Annotated in this window: 22 protein-coding genes and 1 pseudogene; 17 read left to right on the top strand and 6 right to left on the bottom strand. The window is 39.8% G+C overall.

Annotated elements, in window-relative coordinates:
- Positions 1–180 precede the first annotated feature (180 nt).
- The 9 genes from ACIQXR_RS13395 (at position 181) to ACIQXR_RS13355 (ending at position 9250) form a co-directional block, all read left to right on the top strand.
- Positions 181–612, top strand: a complete 432-nt coding sequence (locus ACIQXR_RS13395) for a hotdog family protein (RefSeq protein WP_402872589.1) — start codon at positions 181–183, stop codon at positions 610–612.
- A complete protein-coding gene (locus tag ACIQXR_RS13390; RefSeq protein WP_402959152.1) occupies positions 612–1949 on the top strand; it encodes a sigma-54 interaction domain-containing protein in 1338 nt (445 codons plus the stop codon). The genes ACIQXR_RS13395 and ACIQXR_RS13390 overlap by 1 nt, the downstream gene beginning before the upstream one ends.
- 409 nt (positions 1950–2358) lie before the next feature.
- The gene (locus ACIQXR_RS13385) at positions 2359–3513 is read left to right on the top strand and encodes an acyl-CoA dehydrogenase family protein (protein WP_402959150.1); all 1155 of its coding nucleotides are present in this window, start codon (positions 2359–2361) and stop codon (positions 3511–3513) included.
- A gap of 16 nt (positions 3514–3529) precedes the next feature.
- Positions 3530–3934: a hotdog family protein gene (locus tag ACIQXR_RS13380; protein WP_402872598.1), complete on the top strand. Its 405-nt coding sequence runs from the start codon at positions 3530–3532 to the stop codon at positions 3932–3934.
- Positions 3935–3948: 14 nt separating this feature from the next.
- Positions 3949–4749 carry a 1,4-dihydroxy-2-naphthoyl-CoA synthase gene (gene menB / locus ACIQXR_RS13375; RefSeq protein WP_402872601.1) on the top strand — a complete coding sequence of 267 codons (801 nt, stop codon included), beginning with the start codon at positions 3949–3951 and terminating at the stop codon, positions 4747–4749.
- Between the two features lie 18 nt (positions 4750–4767).
- Positions 4768–6405 carry an AMP-binding protein gene (locus tag ACIQXR_RS13370; protein ID WP_403080159.1) on the top strand — a complete coding sequence of 546 codons (1638 nt, stop codon included), beginning with the start codon at positions 4768–4770 and terminating at the stop codon, positions 6403–6405.
- Between the two features lie 51 nt (positions 6406–6456).
- A complete protein-coding gene (locus ACIQXR_RS13365) occupies positions 6457–7203 on the top strand; it encodes an SDR family NAD(P)-dependent oxidoreductase (RefSeq protein ID WP_402872605.1) in 747 nt (248 codons plus the stop codon).
- Positions 7204–7317: 114 nt separating this feature from the next.
- Positions 7318–8496, top strand: a complete 1179-nt coding sequence (locus tag ACIQXR_RS13360) for an acyl-CoA dehydrogenase family protein (protein ID WP_402872608.1) — start codon at positions 7318–7320, stop codon at positions 8494–8496.
- Between the two features lie 4 nt (positions 8497–8500).
- Positions 8501–9250 (top strand): SDR family NAD(P)-dependent oxidoreductase, encoded by a 750-nt coding sequence (locus ACIQXR_RS13355; RefSeq protein WP_403080157.1) that lies wholly within the window; start codon positions 8501–8503, stop codon positions 9248–9250.
- Between the two features lie 205 nt (positions 9251–9455).
- On the opposite strand, the pseudogene tnpA reads toward ACIQXR_RS13355, so the two are convergent.
- From tnpA to ACIQXR_RS13340, 3 genes and pseudogenes are all read right to left on the bottom strand, one after another.
- Positions 9456–9938 (bottom strand): annotated as a pseudogene (gene tnpA, locus ACIQXR_RS13350) (IS200/IS605 family transposase).
- Between the two features lie 225 nt (positions 9939–10163).
- On the bottom strand, positions 10164–11177 hold the full coding sequence (locus ACIQXR_RS13345) for a FecCD family ABC transporter permease (RefSeq protein WP_402872616.1): 1014 nt from the start codon (positions 11175–11177) through the stop codon (positions 10164–10166).
- Positions 11177–12217 carry a FecCD family ABC transporter permease gene (locus tag ACIQXR_RS13340; protein ID WP_402872618.1) on the bottom strand — a complete coding sequence of 347 codons (1041 nt, stop codon included), beginning with the start codon at positions 12215–12217 and terminating at the stop codon, positions 11177–11179. Before ACIQXR_RS13340 ends, ACIQXR_RS13345 begins: the two co-directional genes overlap by 1 nt.
- Before the next feature lie 118 nt (positions 12218–12335).
- Here ACIQXR_RS13340 and ACIQXR_RS13335 point away from each other — a divergent pair, with 118 nt between their 5' ends.
- The 6 genes from ACIQXR_RS13335 (at position 12336) to ACIQXR_RS13310 (ending at position 18725) form a co-directional block, all read left to right on the top strand.
- Positions 12336–13328, top strand: a complete 993-nt coding sequence (locus tag ACIQXR_RS13335; protein ID WP_402959140.1) for an ABC transporter substrate-binding protein — start codon at positions 12336–12338, stop codon at positions 13326–13328.
- 113 nt (positions 13329–13441) lie between these two features.
- Positions 13442–14233, top strand: coding sequence for an ABC transporter ATP-binding protein (locus ACIQXR_RS13330; RefSeq protein ID WP_402873187.1), 792 nt, complete (start codon positions 13442–13444; stop codon positions 14231–14233).
- Between the two features lie 9 nt (positions 14234–14242).
- A complete protein-coding gene (locus ACIQXR_RS13325) occupies positions 14243–15964 on the top strand; it encodes an ABC transporter ATP-binding protein (protein ID WP_403080155.1) in 1722 nt (573 codons plus the stop codon).
- Positions 15965–16198: 234 nt separating this feature from the next.
- Positions 16199–16981, top strand: coding sequence for an ABC transporter ATP-binding protein (locus ACIQXR_RS13320; protein WP_402872623.1), 783 nt, complete (start codon positions 16199–16201; stop codon positions 16979–16981).
- A gap of 47 nt (positions 16982–17028) precedes the next feature.
- Positions 17029–17952 (top strand): ABC transporter substrate-binding protein, encoded by a 924-nt coding sequence (locus ACIQXR_RS13315; protein WP_402959206.1) that lies wholly within the window; start codon positions 17029–17031, stop codon positions 17950–17952.
- Positions 17953–17960: 8 nt separating this feature from the next.
- Entirely contained in the window at positions 17961–18725 is a 765-nt protein-coding gene (locus ACIQXR_RS13310; RefSeq protein WP_402873195.1) for an ABC transporter permease, read from the top strand.
- A gap of 81 nt (positions 18726–18806) precedes the next feature.
- Here the strand turns inward: ACIQXR_RS13310 and ACIQXR_RS13305 are convergent, their stop codons facing one another.
- A complete protein-coding gene (locus ACIQXR_RS13305) occupies positions 18807–19229 on the bottom strand; it encodes a hypothetical protein (RefSeq protein WP_402959136.1) in 423 nt (140 codons plus the stop codon).
- A 168-nt stretch (positions 19230–19397) separates the two neighbouring features.
- Positions 19398–21365 (bottom strand): primary-amine oxidase, encoded by a 1968-nt coding sequence (locus ACIQXR_RS13300; RefSeq protein WP_402872629.1) that lies wholly within the window; start codon positions 21363–21365, stop codon positions 19398–19400.
- 168 nt (positions 21366–21533) lie between these two features.
- Between ACIQXR_RS13300 and ACIQXR_RS13295 the strand changes: the two genes are divergently transcribed.
- A complete protein-coding gene (locus tag ACIQXR_RS13295; protein WP_402872630.1) occupies positions 21534–22343 on the top strand; it encodes a helix-turn-helix domain-containing protein in 810 nt (269 codons plus the stop codon).
- 227 nt (positions 22344–22570) lie between these two features.
- On the opposite strand, the gene ACIQXR_RS13290 is transcribed toward ACIQXR_RS13295, so the two are convergent.
- Positions 22571–23011, bottom strand: coding sequence for a winged helix-turn-helix transcriptional regulator (locus ACIQXR_RS13290; protein WP_402872632.1), 441 nt, complete (start codon positions 23009–23011; stop codon positions 22571–22573).
- Between the two features lie 134 nt (positions 23012–23145).
- On the opposite strand from ACIQXR_RS13290, the gene ACIQXR_RS13285 reads away from it, so the two are divergent.
- Entirely contained in the window at positions 23146–23682 is a 537-nt protein-coding gene (locus ACIQXR_RS13285) for a DUF4242 domain-containing protein (protein ID WP_402872634.1), read from the top strand.
- Positions 23683–23709 lie beyond the last annotated feature (27 nt).

Below are 23709 nucleotides of genomic sequence, written 5' to 3'. Positions count from 1 at the left end.
TTGTAAACGCTTTCTTACTGTGCCTGGATAGGTAGCATCCATTAAGGATGCTGCTTTATTATTTGTTCCGAACGATGTATTTGCATTCTATTTCGGCTTTCCTTTGTTTTTAAAACCATGTATAGTTATCGTTATATATAATTGAATATTATGAAAGTTCAAATAGAAAGAAGGGGAAGTATGAACTTATCGATTTCTGAAATGTTCATCGGGCAGATTGCAAGGTTGCAACGTACATTTAGTATTTCAGACGTAAGGATATGTAGTGAATTAACAAATGACAATAGCCCGATTTATCAATTGAATAAAGAGGAGTGGAAAAGCAATTACGACCAGCCAGTCATTCCTGGTCTGCTAACGGAAGGGTTAATCACCCAAGTGATTAGTGAAAAACTTCCGGGTAGTGCCTGTGTTTTATTACAAAAGGAATTAATCTTTTATCATCCAGTGCACGTTGGTGATTTAATTACGGCGGAACTTGAAGTAATTGATATTAATATCGATAGAAATTGGGTTACACAAAAGGTCACTTGCTATAATCAAACGGGAATCGAAGTGATTAAAGGACAAGTTGTGATTCTACTCTTAAAAAACGATCAAGTTGTTTTGTGATGTATATGGAAAAAGTGATACATGAATTAAAAAGTTGGGGCTCAATAGAAGTGAACCTAAAAGGGAAAGTACTTGGTGTTAGTCCAGATTTTTTAGAACATTTTAGTGTCATGAAGGATGATGTAATAGGTAAATCAATCATGAATATCATTCAAACCTCTCCGAAAAGTCCTCTAGAAAGTCGTGATTCGAGGAATGTCTTCTCTGGTGTCATTTTTGGCCAGGCGTGTTTTATTAGGATCACTAGAAAAGATCAAAATAACGTTTATCACGTCATCATACGGCAAGAAGAGTTAGAGCATGCCGATTTATCATTTTATGCAAATGCATTGGAAAAGTATAAAAATAGGAAAAAATCCAGTATTGAAACAAATAAGTATGACTTCGAAGGGATTATAGGAAATAGTCCTGCAATCGAACGGATTAAGGAACTGGCGGCTAGAATTGCAATAAGCAATTCAACTGTACTCATAACTGGGGAAACGGGAACAGGAAAAGAACTGTTTGCTCAAGCAATACACGGTTTGAGTACAAGAAAGGCCCACCCTTTCATACCCATAAATTGTGCTGCCATTCCGGACGAATTATTTGAATCTGAGGTCTTTGGGTACGAACCTGGTGCCTTTAGTGGAGCAAAAAAGGAAGGGAAGCCAGGGAAAATAGAATTAGCTCAGAACGGTACGCTTTTCTTGGATGAAATATCAGAGCTTCCTTACCAGGCCCAAGGAAAGCTTTTACGTGTTTTGCAGGAACGGGAAGTAGAAAGACTGGGTGGAACAGGGAGTAAAAATATCGATGTTCGTATTATTGCGGCAACGAATAGGGATTTAAAAACGCTCATACAAGAAGGAAAGTTTCGTCAGGATTTATATTATCGTTTGTATGTGTTTGAATTGAAACTTCCATCATTGAGAGAGCGAAAGGAAGATATTCTTCCATTAGGCTATTATTTTATCAATCACTTCAATAAGATTTTAGGATGTGATGTAAGGGAGATAGATCCCACGCTTCAAGAATGGTTGACTTCCTATAATTGGCCTGGGAATGTCCGTGAGTATCAAGCATTTATCGAACGCGGGATGAATTTTGCTGAGGGGGCGACATTGAAAATGGATTCTTCACTTCTGGCTCCTCACATGAATGTGCGAGACTCATATGACGGCTCAAAAGAAAACGCTTACTTTGGGAGTTTGGATGAAGTGGTAAGAAATGCTGAAGCATTGGCTATCCGGCGTACATTAAAGGAGTGTGGCGGAGATCGTTCTTTAGCCGCTCAAAAACTTAAGATTCATATTGCGAGCTTATACAGAAAAATATCGAAGTATAACCTGAAATAGCATGGTTATTAAATGGTTTTTACACAAAGGGGCTGTCTAATAAGTCCTTATGCCAGTGAATTTCGCAAAAACAAAAAGGCAGAAATGTTGTTAAATCAACGTTTCTGCCTTTTACTATTTATTCAATTTCGGTGTAATTACACCTTTTGGGACAGCCCCTTTGTGTTTCAGTTTTGTATTTCGCATTTCTGTTTTGCAAGTTTGCGAAAAGTAGTAAAACTGATAAAATACTTTTCTTTTAAAACCCTCTAAAGCACAAATCCATCTTGGCACGCATCTTGCAATATAGAATAACAACAAGGGAGAATTCCCTCTTCCTTTTAAGAGGCATGAAACGATATGTAGATTCGTTTTGAACAGTTGATGTTCTTCACCAGACTTACAATTCTGAAAAAAAGGGAGGAATAAGATGATGGATTTTACATTTACGGAAGAACAAGAGCATTTTCGAAAAATGTTGAAGGAATTCGCCAAAGAAGAATTGCTGCCACACTATACTAAGTGGGACCGAGAAGAAGTCACGCCAAGGCATTTGTGGAAGAAGCTTGGTGAATTAGGGGTAAATGGTTTGCGCATCCCCATTGAGTATGGGGGTAGCGGAGCTGACTGCGTCACCACCGGGATTGCTGCTGAAGAGATAGGGCGTGGGGATTTCAATCTAACCTATGCAGTCATGCTGAATGCATTGATTGGCGAAATTATAACCAATCATGCTAGAGAAGAATTGAAAAACGAATGGTTACCCAAGATTGCAAGTGGGGAGAAGATTGTTGGCATTGCCATTACGGAGCCTTCAGCGGGTACAGATGCCGGGGGAATCAAAACAACTGCGGTACATAATGGAAATGTATATGTCCTTAATGGTGAAAAGTCGGGAATAAGTGTAGCGACTTGTGCAGATGCTTTCGTTTTATTCGCCAAGACAGAACCTGATTTGGGGAATCAAGGAATAAGTGCATTCATTGTTCCATCCGATCTTCCTGGAGTGGAATGCAAAGGGTACAAAGACATGGGGAATATACCAATTGGCAGGGGCTCCATTTATTTGAATGATGTTGAAGTTCCAGAGGAGTATATGATTGGACTTCAAAATAAAGGTTTTTCCCAAGTGATGAATGGGTTTGACCTAAGTCGTTTATTAATCGGGCTGCAATGTGTAGGGGCTGCTTCGCAAAGTCTCGATGAGACGATTGAACACGTTAAAGTAAGACAATCTTTTGGTAAACCATTGGCGACATACCAAGGGGTTTCATTCCCCATCGTGACTCATTTTACCCAATTGGAATTGGTGAAATGGCAGGCTTATCGTGGACTTTGGCTTCGTGATCAAGGTTTGAAACATAGTAAAGAATCTGCTTCAGTAAAGTGGTTAGGCCCCAAATATAGTGTGGAAGCCATTCATGAATGCTTATTGTTGAACGGGCACTATGCTTATACGAAGGAAATGCCCTTAGAACAACGTTTGCGGGATGTGATTGGATTAGAGATTGGTGATGGAACTGCACAAGCCAATATGATGGTCATTGCAAAAGACATTATCGGAAAAGAATTCCGGTCTTATTAGAATAGAGGAGGGAGGAATGGATAATTTAAATCGCTATTTTATTGGTCAAATCGCCAGAGTGCAAAAAACCTTTACAGAAGATGATGTGACAGGGTGGAGCTCTCTGACACATGATTACAATGATGTGTATGGTCTTGATATTTCTAAAAGGGATGGAAGGCCCTCAATGGTCCCAGGAATTTTAAGCGAGGGGCTCATCACGGAGGCAATCAGTAAGGAATTACCTGAAGGGCCATGTGTCATCATTCAAAAAGAACTGGTGTTCATTCAACCGGTACAAATGGATAGCACGATTACTGCCGAGATAGAGATCATTGATGTCGATGTACAGCGACATTGGATAACGATGAAAGTGAGATGTATGAATGAACAGCGTATTGACGTCATTCAAGGGAAAATCATGATAAAACTATTAAGTTAGGGAGGAATTAAACGATGGAATTAACTGATGTTTTATATGAAAAAACGGAGGGCATAGCAAAAGTTACGATTAACCGTCCTAAAGTCTACAACGCTTTTCGTGCAAGAACGATCCAGGAACTAATCTGGGCTTTCCGTGACGCATGGGATGATAACAGAATTGGTGCAGTAATTTTGACAGGGACCGGTGAAAAGGCGTTTTGTGTCGGTGGTGATCAAAAAGAAAAAGGAGAAGAAGGAGGGTATGATCATTCCGGTGGCTTAGGAGGTGGGATGGGATTAGAAATTGAAACCCTGCACCAAACCATTCGAAACATCCCAAAGCCTGTCATCGCGGCAGTGAATGGATATGCCATTGGAGGAGGCCATGTCCTACACGTCATCTGTGACTTGACAATTGCATCAGAAACGGCAAAATTCGGGCAAAGTGGCCCAAAAGTAGGGAGTTATGATGCAGGATTTGGTTCTGCGTATCTTGCCCGGATAGTCGGTGAAAAGAAAGCGAGGGAAATTTGGTATTTGTGTGAACAATATTCCGCACAGGAGTCAAAAGAGATGGGACTTGTGAATAAAATCGTCCCTGCAGATCAGTTGCAACATGCGGCAAAAGAATGGGCGATGAAGATTCTTGAGAAGAGTCCGACTGCATTGAAAATGCTTAAGTATTCCTTTAATGCTGATAGTGCAAACATCCAAGGGATATCCCAGTTATCGATGGGTAGTTTAGCGATGTTTTATAACACACCAGAATCAGAAGAAGGAAAAAATGCTTTTCTTGAAAAAAGGCCAGTGGATTTTAAACAATTCAGAAGATGATGAAGGGGATGAACTCTATTGAAATTCGATACGATTTTGAGTCAGGAATATGTGGAAAAATACCAATCTATTTGGCCAAATCGAACGATTCTGGATTATTTACATGATGTGATAGAGAACAATCCGGAGAAGACGGCAATCATTGATAAAAAAAGCCGTTATACGTATAAGGAGTTAGGAAAGCTGGTCGATCGGGTCGCTTTAGGTCTCATTCATATAGGAATGGGAAAGGGAGACGTCATCTCTTTTCAACTACCAAATTGGAATGAATTCATTATTCTCCATTATGCCGTCACTCGGATAGGGGCGATAAGCAATCCCTTGATTCCCATTTATCGTGATAGGGAAATTGGATTCATGGTGGAGATGGCGGAATCTAAGATGATTGTGGTTCCGGATCGTTTCCGTGACTACTATTATCCTGACATGATTGAGAGGCTAGCTCATCGGTGGCTTTCATTAGAGCATGTTTTTGTGGTCGGTGAAGAAGTACCGAATGGAATGAAAGCGTTCTCTTCCCTACTTGAGGAACCATGGGAAGAGCGGATGGATGTTTCCATTCTAGATGCCATCAAGCATGATCCGAACGATATTACAGAAATCATCTTCACCTCGGGAACGACCGGGAGTCCAAAAGGGGTCATGCATACACATAATACGCTTTGTGTATCAACAAATTATTGGATTGACCATCTGCGTTTAACATCGGATGACGTGCTCTTCATGGCATCCACCTTTGCCCATCAAACGGGATTTGGGTATGGTGTGCGGTTACCTACCCATTTTGGAGGTACTGGTGTCTATCAAGACATTTGGAACCCGAATGAGTTTATTGAGTGGATCGAGAAGGAGAAGATAACGTTTACTGCGGGTGCAACACCCTTCCTGCAAGATACCGTTCAATTGGAAGGGATAGAAAGGGGTCATATTCAATCTCTTCGAGCCTTTGTAGCTTTAGGTGCCCCAATTCCTAGACAGCTTGTGAGAGAAGCGAAAGAAAAAGTCCCATTCAAAATATTGTCGGGATGGGGACAAACGGAAAATGGTTTAGTGACATTGACAAGACTTGATGATTCGGAAGAAAAGTTAACGAGTACGGATGGAGCCCCTTTTCCCCATATGGAACTCAAGATAATCGATTTTAAAGGAGAAAGTTGTCCTCCTAATGTAGAAGGTGATTTACTCGCAAGAGGCCCTGCGATGTTTGTCGGGTATCTCAAACGAATGGAAGACACCATAGCGGAACATAAGAATGGTTGGTTCATTACCGGTGACCGGGCGGTAATGGACGAGGATGGATATATCCGAATTTCCGGTAGAAATAAAGACATCATCATTCGAGGCGGAGAAAATATCCCGGTTGCATATGTAGAAAACGTATTATACGAACATCCCGATGTTTCAACCGTACAGGTTATTGCTGTACCTGATACACGCCTTCAGGAAAAAGCATGCGCTTGTATCAGCATGAAACCAGGGAAGGTTCCCATTACAATGGATTCAATGAAGGAATTTCTCTCGAAGAAAGGCTTAGCTAAACAATATTGGCCAGAACAGCTAGAAATTTTGACGGAATTCCCACGTACCCCAAGCGGGAAAATTCAGAAGTTTCGTCTGAGGGAAATGATAAATGAAAAGATTGGAGACAACATTTAAGGCCAGGGTAAATGATCGATTAAAAGAAAATGAAAAAATGGAGGGATTGATATGACTAAACGAGTCGCTTTTATCACGGGGGCAGGAAGTGGCATTGGCAGAGAAATCGCAAAAAAACTGGCTTCAAGAAATATGAGAGTGATTGTGGCAGATATCAATAGTCAGAATGCGGATGAAACGGTTACTTTAATCGAGCGGGAGGGGAATGAAGCTAAATCCGTTTATTGTGATGTAACGAATTTGGATAGTGTAAAAAAAGCTGTGGAAGATTCGGTGGGCCATTATAAAAAGATTGATGTATTGGTCAATAACGCAGGGTGGGACAAGGTAGAACCGTTCTTAAAAAGTGATCCAAGCACGTGGAAAAGACTCATCGATATTAATTTACTCGGCCAAATTCATACGTGTAAGGAAATTTTACCGCTTATGATAGAAAATAATTATGGGAAAGTAGTCAATATTGCTTCAGATGCTGCAAGGGTCGGCTCTAGCGGGGAAGCGGTCTATTCCGCAGCAAAGGGTGGTGTCATTGCTTTCACGAAGACAATTGCAAGAGAAATGGCCCGTTATAAGCTTAACATCAATTGCATTGCCCCAGGACCAGCGGACACTCCATTATTTCAAGAGATTGGTTCGTACAATGAAGGGATCACAGGGGCCTTGGTAAAGGCGATACCATTCCGTCGTTTGGCTCAACCGGAGGATATTGCGGGTGCTGTTGCGTATTTTGTTTCGGATGAAGCGGGATACGTCACAGGGCAAACCCTATCTGTCAATGGAGGATTAACGATGGCTTAACAAGCCCAATGAGTAAGGGTTTTCCTTGTAGAGTTGAATGACCTATAAAGAATGCATGTTTCATAGAATGGAAGGAAACTAGATAGGGAATGACTTATGAAGGGAGTGGATTTTTTGGATTTTGAATTTTCAGACGATGTTACCTTATTAAAACAGGGTATCCGAGAGTTTATTGATAATGAGGTAGAGCCATATGCTATGTTAATTGAAGAAAGTGATGAAATTCCAGAAAGCATTTTACGGAAATCCAAAGAAATTGGTCTATTTGGTCTTAGTATTCCTGAGTCATATGGTGGACTGGGAATTGATATGGTGGGAAAATGTGCCATTCTGGAAGAGCTAGGGAGAACGCATAACGGCTATACCACTGTCATTGGCGGACATACGGGGATCGGTGGCGTCGGAATAGTAGAGATGGGAAATGATGCACAGAAACGAAAATATCTTCCCGATATGGCATCGGGTGAAAGAATCGGGGCTTTTGCTTTAACTGAACCCAGCGCAGGATCGCATGCTACCAATCTTAAAACGACCGCGATTAAAAGAGGTGATAAGTATATCTTGAATGGGAGCAAGCATTATATTACCAATGCGCCTATTGCGGACATTTTTACAGTCATGGCAGTTACGGACCCATCAAAAGGGGCAAAGGGCATCACTTCCTTTATTGTCGAAAAAGATTTTCCTGGATTCCACATAGGAAAAATCGAGAAGAAAATGGGACTTCATGGATCGCATTCTTCAGAGATTTTTTTCGAAGATTGTGAGGTGCCTGTTGAAAATGTTTTGGGTGATGTAGGGCAAGGGTATGTTAATGCATTGAAAATTTTAGCAAATGGACGTGCGGGAATGGCAGCAAGAAACTTAGGTTCGTGTGATAAGTTACTTGAGATGTCGATTGAATTTGCTCATATGCGAATTCAATTCGACAAGCCAATCTTTGAGCAGCAAGTCATTCAACATTACTTGGCCGAGATGGCATTGGATACGGAAGCACTCCGTTCAATGACTTATCGTGTAGCGTGGATGGTAGATCAAAAAAGGAACGTTATTAAAGAAGCAGCCATGGTTAAATTATTAGGGTCGGAAACGTATAATCGGGTGGCAGACAAAGCTCTCCAAATACATGGAGGGATTGGCTATATATCTGAATATCCAATCGAACGTTTTTATCGGGATGCACGTATTACCAGGATTTATGAAGGGACTTCTGAAATTCAAAAAAATATCATAGCGGCACAGCTGCATAAGCAATACCAAAGAAAATCAGGGAGTCAAAGGATAGGGGTATAGAGCTATGGATCTTAACCTTAAGGGGAAAAATGTTTTAATAACGGGTGCAGCCAAAGGGATAGGTAAGGAAATTGCTTTAGCAGCGGCAAGAGCTGGTGCCAATATTGCTCTCCACTACCATGAATCACAGAAAGAGGCAGCAGAAACAGCAGAAAACATTAAAAAATGTGGAGTGAAACTTGTACTTGTACAGGCTGACCTTTCCAGGTTAGAGGAAGTCCAAGAAATGAAAGTGGTCACTAAACGTGAACTGGGAATCATTGATGGTGTCATTAATAATGCAGGATGGACACAATTTAAATCATTTTTTAAATATGAACCGGGTGAATGGAAAAAGGAAATGGAGGTTTGTTTTTATGGAGTCCTTCATTTGGCACATACATTTATGCCGGATATGATGGATAACAATCAGGGCAAATTCATTAATATAGTGGGAGACTCCGCCCGGACTGGTGATAAGAACCTAATCATATCAGGTGCAGCGAGAAGTGGGACTATCTCTTTTCTAAAATCCCTATCCCAAGAAGTAGGCAAGAGCCATGTTCAGTGCAATACCATTTCACTAGGATTAATCGATCAAGGTCAATCATTTGATACCGTCATGTTAGAAAAGCTAATCAAGCAATACCCGATGGGACGATTAGGAAAGGTGGATGACGTGATTGGAATTACCCTCTTTTTGTTGTCCAATTGGTCTGATTGGATAACCGGTCAGGTTATTCCTGTAAACGGAGGACATAGTATGATCGGTTAGAAAATATGCGGGTAACTCTGTATCCTTTAAAGGTGTTCATAAAAAGCAGGCTTCATCATTTTACTAGGCAAAATAACGACCACCCGTGATAACGGGTGGTTTTCTCTGCGGCTGAAAGCCTTTATTACTGACCAGGCCCTAAAGGGCCCCTGATTGGTTCGCCAAATGTACTACTTTTACTGGCCAGACCTTAAAGGCCTTCCACTCACTTCCTTTTCTTTTTCTGTATCTCTTCACCTGTGAATGGATCAATATATTCCATCATACTTAATTGTTCCGCGACTATATCATCTTGTATCTGGTTCCGTATGTATTCTTCTATTACCTTTTTGTTTCGTCCAACTGTATCTACATAATATCCCGTACATCAAAACTTTCGGTTTCCATACCTGTATTTCAAATTGGCATGACGGTCAAATACCATCAAACTACTTTTCCCTTTTAAATAACCCACAAATGAAGATACACTTATTTTTGGTGGAATGCTCACGAGCATATGTACATGGTCTTTACATGCCGTTGCTTCAATGATTTCCACGCCTTTCCTTTCACATAGCGTGCGCAATATTTGACCGATGTCCTTTTTTATCCTTCCGTAAATCACTTGTCTTCTGTACTTCGGTGCAAATACGATATGATACTTACAATTCCAGGTAGTGTGTGCTAAACTATTAGTGTCTTTTGACATAAAACTCCTCCGTGATGCTGATATTTTGGTTGGCGAACCAAAAATATTTTAGCACCATGGGAGAGTTTTTTTAATACCATGCTGAAAGCTTTTTAGAACCCTAGGCCTAGCCTAGGGTTTTCTTTTCTACAAAAGAAAAGCTGTCGAGATTTTCTCGACAGCCTGACGAACTTGCTGGCATAGAAGTTCGTTTTTCTATTTAATGGAGTTATGATCCTGTTATTGTTACATGCTTTTAACTAGTAAATAAATAAAATAAGGTGCTCCCAAAATGGAGACAACGATACCTACTGGAAGTTCCATAGGGGCCAGGATGACTCTGCCTATCGTATCAGCGGATAACAGAAGAAGACCGCCCAATGCTGCCGTCATTGGCAGTAATCTCGTATGCCTTGGTCCCACTAATTTTCGGGCTATGTGTGGAGCAATCAAGCCTAAGAAAGTAATACCGCCACCAACGGATACACACGCGCCTGCTAAGGCCACTGAAATAAGCAATAATAGTCTGCGTTCTTTTTCGATAGGGAGACCAACCCCTATGGCAATTTGGTCACCTAATCCCATAACATCAAGTATTCTTGATTTATAGAAGGTTATCGGAATCAGGATGAGCAACCATGGTAATAAAGCCCAAACAAATGTCCAGTTCGTCCCCCAAATGGTCCCTGCCAGCCAAACGATGGTCTTCATGAAATCATTTGGCTCCATTTTCATCTGAAAAATGACCAAGCCTGCCCCAAATGCTGCATTTATACCGATACCGACCAACAATAACCTTACAGGTGTCACTCTTCCATTTTTCCACGATAGTACATAGATTAAGAAAGCGGCAAGAAATGCACCAAGTAAAGCGGTGAAAGGCATGATGAATATGGATGCCCAGCCCGTTAAGAAAGTAGTTCCCCGAAAGAAGAACATATACAATACAACGGCAAACCCTGCGCCTGAATTGATTCCGATAATCCCGGGGTCTGCTAAGGGATTTTGGGAAAGTCCTTGTAAAATGGCCCCTGAAATGGCAATTCCCATTCCGACAAGTATTGCCATGACTATACGCGGCAAACGAAATTCAAAAATGGTTAACTCGTTCTGAGGGGTGCCATCGCCCAATAGAGTTTTGATAACATCCCCTAAAGGAATTTTTATGTAGCCTGCATTAATGCTGATGAAAAAAACAAGTACGATTAAAAGGATGCTTGTAATAAGCAAAGACTTAAAGTGATTCCCCTTTTTGTACATTACATTCCGCTCCCTTCTTTACGAGCTAAATATAGGAAGAAAGGGACACCTATGATGGCCGTTATGGCTCCAACAGGTGTTTCAAACGGCGGGTTAACCAAGCGTCCTAAGATATCCGAAATTAGCAATAAGGTTCCGCCCAAAACAGCAGAGCAAGGAATGATCAAACGATAATCATTTCCTACTAAAAATCGCACAATATGCGGGATGACCAATCCAATAAAGCCGATCATTCCGGCAATCGATACTGCTGCACCTGTTAATAATAACACCACAATCGTACCAATGAACTTTATCAGGGGAATGTTTTGCCCAAGCCCTCGTGCCACTTCCTCACCCAGGCTAAGGATGGATATGGAACGTGAAAGGAATAAAGCCAACAAAAGCCCTCCCAGAATAAAGGGTAGAGCAAATGAAATGTGCTGTGGTTGGACGCTCGAGATGCTCCCTACAAACCAAAAGCTAATATCTTTTGAGACGTTAAATTTGATACCAATCGCTGTGGAAAGGGAACTTAGTAAGGAAGCAATGGCTGAACCGGCCAACGCCAACTTGACTGGAGTACTTCCACCCCTGGAAAGCGATGTGATTCCGAAGACAATGGCAGCACCCAATCCTGCACCAGCAAAAGAAAACATCATTAAACCTATATAGGTCATGCCAGGCAGAAAAGCGAGGGCAATCGCTATTAAAAAGGAAGATCCTGCGGTTACTCCCATAATGGAAGGATCGGCCAATGGATTTCTTGTCATACCCTGCATAATGGCTCCAGATACGGCTAAGGCAGCTCCTACGCATACTGCAGCAATGGCCCGGGGAAATCTTAATTCTCTAATGATGACATGAGATGAATTATTCTGATCAAATTCAAATAAGGCATTAAACACATCGCGATAATTTAAATCTGCAGCTCCAAAATTAACGGACAAGATAATGGAAATGACCATACCGCCCAAACCTACTAGTAGGATAACCATACTCACAAAGAGATTCTTATTCGTATGAAGCAATGTGGTGTGTTCCTTTAGTTTTGAATCCATATTAACAACTACTCTCTAAAAAATGATTGACAATATTACCTTTCTATAATTAAATTAGTTGATAACAATTATCATTACCAAACAAATAATAGTCTATCATATCTCTAGGGGGATTCAAATGTATAATGTCATGAGTAAGAAAAAAATCATTCAATTACTAGGCGCCGGCCTATTAGCAATATCTTTAGCTGCATGTGGTGACGATGATGCAACTAAAGACGATGTTTCGACAAGTCAAACAGATGAAACATCAAGTAAAGAAGCAGTTAAATCAAAAACACTGACGGATGCCATGGGAAATGAAGTGGTCATTCCAGCTAATCCGAAACGTATCATCGCTTCATATCTTGAAGATAATTTGGTGGCTCTTGGTATCAAGCCAGCCGCTCAATGGAGTGTAAGTGATGGAGCAGAAGTTCAAGGATATCTACAAAGTGAACTAGAGGACGTTCCAACCATTCCATATGATCTTCCATTTGAATCCGTACAAAAAGTGGAACCGGATTTAATCATTATGGATTCTGCCACCATGGTTGAAGGCGGTAAATATGACCAATATAATAAAATTGCACCTACATATGTAATCGGAAACGAAGTTAATAATGACTGGCGAGATGAATTGAAACGCGTCGGGGAAGTATTCGGCAAAGAGAACGAAGCCAAAAAGGTTTTGACGGATTATGATAAAAAAGCAAAAGAAGCAAAGGGAACCCTTGAGGAAAAAGTGGGGAATCCTTCTGTAGCTGCAGTTTGGTTAGTTGGCGGGAAATTCTTCATTGTCAGCGATAACCTTTCAAGTGGAGCTGTCATGTACGGTGACTTAGGGTTAAAAGAACCGGATGTTGTGAAGGAAATCTCCGCTAACGCAACTGGGAACTGGAGTGAAATTTCTTTAGAGAAACTAGTTGAGTTGGATGCTGAACACCTATTTTTGATCAATAGTGATGATTCCGCTGGTTCAAAAGCTTTAAGCGATACGTTATGGAAAAGCGTACCTGCTGTCAAGGCTGGGAATGTTCATGAGTTCTCTCCTAATGAAAGCTGGTTGTATACAGGTGCCATTGCTAACGGGCAAATCATTGATAATATTTTAAAAAGTTTAGTAAAATAGTATAGTGTAATAAAGGCTATCACTTTTGCGAGGATAGCCTTTATTTTTTGCGGAAGTGTGTAATTGCTCTTCCTGTTTTTGTGAGTGAATATCTACTGAAAGAAGGTCATGATATGGGCCACTTATTAACAAAAGATTTGTATGTAGGCTACCAAGATCACATCATCGTCGATAATATGAATCTTCAATTCAAGAGTAACGAAATCACTACTATAATTGGGCCGAATGGATGCGGAAAATCTACATTGCTTAAGGCTATCACTAGAATCATTCCTCATATGAGAGGAAGTGTGTTGCTAGATGGTCAGTCGATAGCAAAGGAAAATACTAAAGAATTGGCAAGGAAAATGGCCATCCTGCCGCAAACCCAAGATGCTCCTGTTGGTTTAACTGTCCAGGAGCTCGTTTCTTACGGGCGTTTTCCATACCAAAAAGGGTTTGGTAAATTATCTTTAAGAGATTATGAAATAATAGATTGGGCCCTGGAGGCCACGAATACGGCAGAATTCAAATTTCGCCCCGTCGATTCTCTTTCCGGTGGACAGAGGCAACGTGTCTGGATTGCGATGGCATTAGCTCAGGAAACGGAAATCATCTTTTTGGATGAGCCGACAACATATTTGGATATGGCACATCAACTTGAGGTACTCGAGCTGTTGAAAGATTTGAATGAAAAGCAAAATCGGACGATTATAATGGTACTGCACGATCTAAACCATGCCTCGCGATTTTCACACAACATGATTGCATTAAAAGATGGTGTCCTTGTAAAAGAAGGGCTGAGTGAAGAAGTGATGAAAAAAGAAATACTGAAAGAAGTTTTCAATATTGATGCGGAGATCGTAGAGGATCCTCGTACAGGAAAACCATTATGCATGACGTATGATTTAATTCGGAATAAATGAGGTGATAGCATGTTTTTCGTCATCAAGCGTTTTTTTGCTTATTATAAACCCTATAAAGGACTATTCATCATTGACTTTTCAAGTGCCGTTTTCATCGCCCTTTTGGAATTGATATTCCCTTTGGCCGTAAACCAGGTTATTGATGAATTACTACCGAGCAATAACTGGAGGATCATCATCCTATCTTGTGTAGGGCTCCTTGGTATCTACTTGTTGAGTACAGGGTTGCACTATGTCGTAACATATTACGGACATAAACTTGGAATTAATATCGAAACGGACCTTCGGAAAAATTTATTTTCAAAACTTCAAAAACAATCTTTCACATTCTTTGATAATAATAAAACGGGTCATTTAGTTTCTAGGATGACGAGTGATTTAATGGATATAGGAGAAGTTGCCCATCATGGTCCTGAAGATTTATTCATTGCATTCATGACCATTTTTGGTGCATTCTTCGTCATGTTTCAAATCAATTGGCAGCTAGCGGTCATCGTATTTGCCGTTGTTCCTTTTTTAATCGTTTTGTCGGTATACTTCAGCCGTAAGATGACTAAGGCGTTCCATTCCATGTTTGGTGACATTGCAAATTACAATGCCCGTATTGAAAATAATATTAGTGGCATTCGTGTTGTTCAGTCTTTCACCAAGGAATCTCACGAAATAGAGTTATTTAACCGCTCAAACTCAGAATTCCGTCATACAAAATTGTTAGCCTATAAAATCATGTCATGGAGTACCTCGATAAATTTCCTTCTGATGAAATTGGTCGCCCTAACAGTATTGGGCTGTGGTGCGTGGTATGTGATTCACGGGAAAATGACGTACGGTGAATTTGTAGCCTTTATTATGTTATCCAATATTTTCGTAGCGCCGATTCAACAAATAAGCGCCATTATTGAAACGTTACCAAAGGGGTATGCAGGGTTCAAGAGGTACCTCGAATTGGTTGATATGCTGCCGGACATCCAAGACAGGGATGGGGCAGTAACCATCGAGGGGGTTAAAGGTGATGTGACATTTGAAAATGTTTCTTTTGGGTATGACTCAAATAGAAACATCCTAAACGATATTACCTTCAGTGTGCCAGCTGGGGAGACGATTGCCATGGTAGGACCATCTGGTGGTGGAAAGACCACGATAAGCAGTTTATTGCCTCGCTTCTATGATATTCAATCAGGTAGCATAAAAATTGATGGCATGGATATCAGGGATTTCACATTAAGTTCTTTACGAAAGCATATCGGAATCGTACAGCAAGATGTATTCCTTTTTGAAGGAACGATTCGTGAGAACATCATGTATGGGAACACGAATGCTACAGACAAACAATTGAACAAGGCAATCGAGGATGCTCAATTAATGAGTGTGATTGATAATTTGCCTGAGGGGTTGGATACGCTAATCGGGGAGCGCGGTGTGAAATTGTCAGGTGGGCAAAAGCAAAGGGTTTCAATAGCCCGTATCTTCCTGAAAAATCCTCCCATTTTAATACTTGATGAAGCCACCTCGGCATTGGATACCGAAACAGAGAAGGCCGTTCAAGAGGCATTGGAGCGTCTTTCTATAAATCGAACGACTATTATCATTGCACATAGGCTAGCGACGATTAAGCATGCTGATCGGATAATCGTCGTCCAAAACGGCCAAATAAAAGAACAAGGAACTCATGAAAAATTAATTCATCACGAAGGAGCATATAAGAAATTGATTCTTGCTCAAACCGTATAATATAGCGCTCTAAAAAAGGGTTCACCAGGATATTGGTGAATCCTTTTTTTTGATTGCAAAGAAAAAGCATTTTGTAGTAGAACATTTAAATGGGAATCACTTTGATTCCTATTAAATATGCGGATTATTGAAAATAAACAGAAATTAAGGTTGTAATTTTGAATGCAGTATAATAAAATAACTTAAAACCAACTAAACTAATTGGAATATTTATATATTTTAGGAGGATAGCTCTTGCAACAGCAAATCATTGAAGTAACCAATGTAAATAAATCGTTTTTAACTGATAAACAAACAATTCATGTTCTTGATCAAGTCTCTTTCCATGTGGAAAAAGGGGAAATCGTCACGTTACTCGGAAAAAGCGGATGTGGAAAAAGTACACTTCTCAATATGGTTGGAGGCTTTGAAAAGCCGGATGAAGGAAGCGTGATTCTAGATGGTAAATCTATAAATCGCCCAACTAAAAAGTGTGTCATGCTGTTTCAACAAATCAATCTCCTTCCATGGCGTTCGGTTCTGAAAAATGTCGAGCTTGGTCTTACTGGAGAAAAGCTATCTAATGAGGAAAAAAACGAACGGGTGATGGAAGCATTGAAGTTAGTAGGGCTTGAAGCACATCTGCATCAGTTTCCACATCAATTATCTGGCGGGATGCAACAGCGTGTTGCGATTGCACGTGCACTTTCCATTGCACCTGATGTCATTTTAATGGATGAGCCTTTCGCGGCACTGGACACATTCAACCGGTATCATTTACAAGACGAACTTCTTCGAATACAAGAAAAGAAGAAGACGACGATTTTACTTGTTACTCATGATATAGATGAAGCTGTCTATTTGTCGGACAGAATATTGATCATGGAGTCACACCCAGGGAGAATATTTAAAGATATTCCTATTAAGCTTGTAAAACCACGTGATCGGGCACATGGGGATTTTCATTATTATCGAAAGAAGATTCTAGAAGAATTCAAGTTGAGTGGTAATCAATTCGTTCCGGAGTATAACATCTGAGAGGGAGTGGGGTTTTGAGCAAGAAAAGGTGGGGTGCTTCGATACTAATGGCTTTCATTTTGCTGTTTACGACTTCATGTGCACAGCCTACACAGCAACCAGAAGGTAAACCAACTATTAAAATTGGCTATCTTCCCATTACTCATGCTGGTGTTCTCTATATGGATAACCACCTGTATGGTGGGGAGTTTGCAGAGTACAATATCGAGCTTGTTAAGTTCAGCTCCTGGCCCGATTTAATGGATGCCTTAAATACGGGTCGGGTGGAAGGTGCCTCTGTTTTAGTGGAGCTAGCTATGAAGGCGAAAGTGAAAGGTATTGATTTAAAAGCTGTTGCACTCGGTCATAAAGATGGGAATGTTATCATTTCATCGAAGGAGATTGAAAGTACAAAAGATTTAATAGGTAAAACATTTGCGATTCCTCATAAATACTCGACTCAGAATATTTTGTTGAATAAAATGCTTAAAAAAGAAGGATTGAACTATGAGGATGTGGACGTTGTCGAGATGCCTCCTGCTGAGATGCCGGCAGCACTGTCCGAAAATCGAATTTCGGGTTATGCAGTAGCCGAGCCGTTTGGAGCGATGGCCGTTCAACTTGATAAAGGGAAAGTGCTACACCAATCGGATGAAATATGGCCTAATTCGTATTGTTGTGTACTTGTTTTGAGGAATGACTTTATTCAATCCAACCAAACCGCCACCCAATCACTGGTGACACAATACGTAAAAACCAGTGAACAGGCAGAACATAAAGATAAAGATTTATTTAATTCATTTGATCAATATATGAAGGTAGAGAAAGAAGTACTCGACTTATCACTTGAATGGATATCATTTGATGGATTACGCATTGAAAAAGATGAATACAATAAGCTCCGCAATTCAGTGATCGAGATGGATTTATTTGAAAACCCGCCATCTTTTGAAGAATTCGTGGACAATACATATATTGATAAAGCGATGTGATTATGATGATGGAACTATTAAAAAAACTAATGAATTTTTTTATCGGAATGGTTGTATTAGTTCTACTATGGCAATTGATCATTTGGATAGGGGGGTATGAAGAAGCCCTCTTACCTACACCTTTAAGTGTTGGTAAAGCGATCGTTGCTCTCATAGTTAATGGAACGTTATTTGTCCACCTAAAAGTGAGCCTCGGGAGGTTTATTGCAGGTTATTTATTGGCGGTCATTCCAGCGGTTCTTTTAGGAATGTTCCTAGGTAGATCTCCTCGTCTCTGGAATATAGTGGATCCCATCGTACAAGTGCTGAGGCCGGTTTCACCGGTAGCCTGGTCCCCATTTATCGTCCTATGGTTTGGCATCGGAAACATGCCAGCAATTGCGATCATTTTCATAGCAGCGTTTTATCCTGTACTATTAACGACTGTAGCGGGGGTCAAGAAAATTGATCGTTCTTATTTGAAAATCGCGGAAAACCTAGAAATCAAGAAGCTGCAATTAATGATGAAGATTATTTTTCCAGCGGCTTTTCCTTCCGTCGTGAGTGGTCTTCACCTTGCGCTTGGTACGGCCTGGATTTTCTTGGTTGCAGGTGAAATGGTAGGTGCCCAATCAGGTCTTGGTTATTTAATCGTGGATGCAAGGAATACATTAAATCTTGATTATGTATTGGCTGGAATTGTCTTCATCGGTATTTGCGGCTTTCTATTGGATCGATTGATTGGTTTGTTTGAGCTCTGGGTAGGCAAGCACTGGGGAAGCTTTTCAAATTAAACAGTGATTATAGTTCAAAAACTGAAAGAAACGCTAGCCCAGTGCTAAGCCTTTCTTTCAGTTTTTTCGTCTATGATATTCTTAGTGATGGTGCTGCTCAATCTTTTCCTTTTCGTCATACGTACCTAAAGTTGTAGCTACTGTGGATACGCCTAGTATTAATACAGCCAACGACACGGTCACAATAATTGTGGAAGGAATGGCTTTCCTGAAAATGGGGTATTCTTCTTTATTCCATAGCCCGATTGCCATGATTACGCTCGCAATATAGATTGTTGTAAAAAATACAATACTTAGTTCTAGATAATTTGTTGTCATAAAGCTAAGCATTGCTCCCATCATCGCTCCCATAAATAGTGCCCCTAGGCTTTCGATGAATATTTTTACAGGCAACTTATAGGTTAATGCTATAACTAAAACCAAGCTTCCTATCATAGCGATTATGGTGGATAGCACCATGTCTGGAATCCATATAGCTACTAAAATTCCGATAATTGTACTCATGGTCATTGTCACAAACATAGCTAAACAACTAGCCATATGATTTTGTTTATAATGTTGTCGAAAGGTGAAGCCAGTTAACACCGTTAAAATTACAACAATACTAAGACTGACTAGTCCTATCATAAACTTCCTCCATTCAGTTTGTGTAAGAAGTGAAATAATGGTTTCTTAATGTGAACAGGTTGAAGAAGTATTCTTGACGGAACATGAATTTTGTTTTGCGGCACGCGGTACATCAAGCGCGGGGTTACGATCAAAGAAGCCAACAGGTTTCAATTGGAAATTTATATAGGCAGTAGGCATAACCGGCCAGTCTTCCGGACGTGTAATATGATGATGTCCCATTGTATACCATACAACGATATCCTCATTATCGATCGATCGATTTGCTTGAATATATTTGGGAAGCCCGTCTCCACCTTTATGTTGATTGGGGTAATTTCCTGTTGCATACAATTCATTACGGTTAAATTGTGTTACATGTAAATGATTTTTGATAAATCCTGCGCGCTTGATGACGCTTGCGCTTTCATGCGCAAATGGAAGGCAGTTCTCACCAGCCATAATTTTATAACCAACCGGCTGATTAACGACATTCTTTGAGTTTTTATTGATGATTTTCCATGTACGCTGGGTTGGCATATCTAAAATACGTACAGCTTCTTTTTCATGTTGGAATGTACGTGATACTGGATAAAATGCATTTGAATATGGATTGTTCGGACCTTCTGGTTCAGCAAGTGTTTCGGTTTCCACCACTGAATTTTTCACACCATCGAGCAATGTATCCAACCGGAAGTTAAAGAAATGTTGATGATGTACAGCGTTTAAGCCAGGGGCAATTTCCGTACCGTATTTTGATTGCCCGGTTTCGTTAAATGTACCGGTATTTAATATACCTGTTAGCTTAACTTCAACCTCAATCGTACCATCTTGATAGAAGCTCCAATAGAAACCATAATCATAATTTCCTACTGTACAGAAGAATGAAATGACTAAGCGCCGTGAGCGACGTACCTCTACATGGTCAGTACGCCAGTCTGTATGTTTCCATCCGATTCCATAATCTTCTTCGTGTAGGCAAATTGCATTTTTAATCGTACGAGGACTGCCAGCCCCATCCGTTAATACCGCGTCGAAATAATGAATGTGTCCTAAACAATCACAACCTAGCTCAAGCGAATTAGCTAATTGACCCATTCCATATTCTCCGGCATCAAAAGCATTTTGTGTGTTATGTGCAAAGGATGCATCTCCATAAGGAACGACCATTTCAGACAATGCTCCGCGATATAGGATGGGCCGGTCCTTTCCTTTATCATTGTAATTCACAGTGTAAAGCACAAGTCCTTCGCGAGGGGTAAACCCGTATCGGAAACTCCATTTTTGCCATTTGATTAAATTTCCTTCTACCGTAAAACTTGCACCTTCTGGCTGAATGATCTCTAGTGGCTTCAGGTCCGTTCTAAACTCTATTGAATCACTTGTTTCAGGATAATAGTTAGCATCAACAGTAGGTATCTCACGTACACCGTAGTCTTCGATACGATCAACTTCCATTTTATTCAAATCAACGTACGCGACAATTCCTGTTAATGGATAAGCGTACCCATTATCATCCGCGAATTTTTTCTGCCAACAGATAGCACGAGCGATCCGTTTACCCTCATTTTCAGGAATATTAAAGTATCCTGCCGACCATGGGTCTACCATGATTAAATCTGGGTTATCAATTCCCCGTTTAGATAAAGCTACTTTAAAGTCAGGGTCTGCCTTAACCAAATTCTCGCATTCTAAGAACTCATCAAGCATTATTCCCGGCTGTACACCTGGGATTTCTTCAAATCGAACAATGGACGATGTATTTAATGAGACAACGACTTCAAACGTTGTCTTTAATTCGTTATCTAGTAATACTATAAAAACTTCTCGTTCGAAGTCATCTCCATCAGTGTAATTTAATACTACTTCTTTTAAAGGCTCATGTAATGTTACTGTTGGGAAGCGCACCTTTTCGCTTAAATTCTTCTCGATTTTCACTATGCTCACAGCTTTTTGAATCTCTTCAACGGTAAGTGGTGCTAACGGGTGATTTACCTTTAAAGTTTTTTCTTTTAAAATATCCACATGTAACATCTCCTTTCGTATATAAATTTATTCTATAGTCAGAATATTTAGTTTACAATGTAAAAAACGGAACTAATAGTATCTAATAGTAGATTGAAAATCCCAAAGAAAATAGTCAGTATTTTTGACATGAATATAAAATTTCCTTAAAAATATATTTCTAGAGGGGTATAACCTATGGATACAGTATTTAAGCCTATTCAACCTGAGTGGAATCAAAGATTACAACATATCAACTTGCTCGAACCTACATTATTTTTAAAAAGTTCTGTTGCATATGTATACCAATTTAAAGTGTCATCAAATGTAGAACCAACCGTTTTATTACCCGGAATACCTGATGGGTGTGTCGATATTATCTTTAATATGGAGGGGGATCAGGGCGATTGTTTCTTGATTCCAAGTCCCAAAATAAGGCAGGCCTATAGCTTTAAAACAAACACGACATACTTTGGCATTCGTTCACTTCCACTCCAGACATTGTTTTCTTTTGTATTATCTATGAAAGAAATCAACCAGTATATTCAGTTAGCCTTATTTGAGGTTGCCCCTTCCTTTTCCGTACTTTATAATCAACTCCTAGAAATTTCTACATTAAAGGAAAAACTACACACACTCGAATCATTTCTTCTAAGTAACTGTACTTCCCATTCACCTAATAGTGCTATTGTGAAATGTTGCATGGACATTAGCATACGTTCGAAAGGTAATATACACGTCAAGGATTTTGAAGCGCATACAGGGTACTCTGAGCGTTATTTGCGTACGCTTTTTCAAAATGAGGTCGGGATACCACCAAAACTTTTTTTGGAACTGTTGAATTTCCAATACACGCTTCAAGAAATCTATAGTGGCACATTTAATCTAGAAACGCATATTGTCGAAAGCGGTTCCTATGATACTTCTCATTTCTATAAGAAATTTAAAAAATTCACCCAAATGACGCCTTTCGAATATAGAAAGCTACTAAAAGAAGTTATTTCTTAAAGTGGTTCTTTCAAAGTGTTCTATTATTCTTTTTTTATGTAAATGAAGTCTAGCGTGTTATACAGCACTTAAGTGTTGTAGAAGAAAGATAAATTGAATGTATAGCGGGAAAATAAAGGTTGGATTAAGCCAACGAGAGATTGGCTATTTGGGGAAGATAAAAAGAGAACGTCCTGATACTTTTCAGGTGTTAGGACGTTCTCTTTTTTATGGTGATGGATAGGTGCTTACCTTTGAAATTCTTTCTCTACTGGAACAACTTTTATGTCCTGAACTAGTTCTCCCGTTTTTTTAGAATAATAGCCTATGCTCACTTCGTCGCCTGTTACAGGGTCGATTAGTTGTTTATAGCATTTTTGCAGATGGTGGCTTCCCCAAATGATAAGTGAATTGAAGACATCTTCTAACTCTTCGCCACTTTTAGTCAATGTATAACGGTAACGAGGAGGGTGGTCCGTATAAAGTTCTGCTGTAACGAGACCTTCCTTTTCTAAGTACTTCAACCGTTCTGATAAAAGATTGGAAGAAATTCCATTTAGCGCTTTTTTTATTTCGTTAAACATGGTATGCCCGTTTAGTATTTCATGTACTACCAATAAGGTCCATCGATCACCGATGATATTAAGTGACTGTGCGATATTACAAGGCAAATCGTACCTAGTTTTCATAAGTATCCCTCCAATGTTTGATTTGATTTTACCATAGTTAGTTAAAAAACAACAAAGTTGCTTTTTTTAACTAAGTATAATAAAATAACCTTATAAAGATTTCCACTTAAAAAATACAAAGCGAGGGTTTTATCATGGGACTATTTTTAATTGAATCATCATTGAAAGATATCGTGTCAAGTAAAGAAGAACTGGATCAAAAGGTGTCAAAACTTCAAGCGGATTTAAAGGAGAGCAACGCTTCATTAGTGGAGCTTCAACTATCGAAAGATTTCTCCCGTTCATTCTTCATTATTGAAGGGGAAGACCAAAATGCTGCAACTGAGACATTAAAAGGTTCAAGTATTCCTGTGGAACTTGTGAAAGAAGTTCGCCTAGTTGGTAAGGAATTAGAAGATGTGAAGAAAAACAATGAAGTCGTCAATTATTTAGTTGAATGGAATATCCCGGAAAATCTTACGATGGATCAATACTTGGCAAGAAAGAAAAAGAATTCCGTACATTATCAAGAGGTGCCTGAAGTGGCATTCTCAAGAACGTATGTGTGTGAAGATATGACTAAATGTCTTTGCTTCTATGATGCACCTGATGAAGCTGCAATTAAGCGTGCTCGTGAAGCAGTACAAACACCCATTACTTCCATTACCGAAATTCATACAGAAACTAAATAATTTTATTTGAGAAACGAGGGACGCCTA

Source organism: Peribacillus sp. NPDC097224, from assembly GCF_044761985.1.
In the GTDB taxonomy this organism is placed as follows: Bacteria; Bacillota; Bacilli; order Bacillales; family DSM-1321; genus Peribacillus.
The sequence above is the reverse complement of the archived record's forward strand: the minus strand, read 5'-3'. Positions and strand labels throughout refer to the sequence as shown.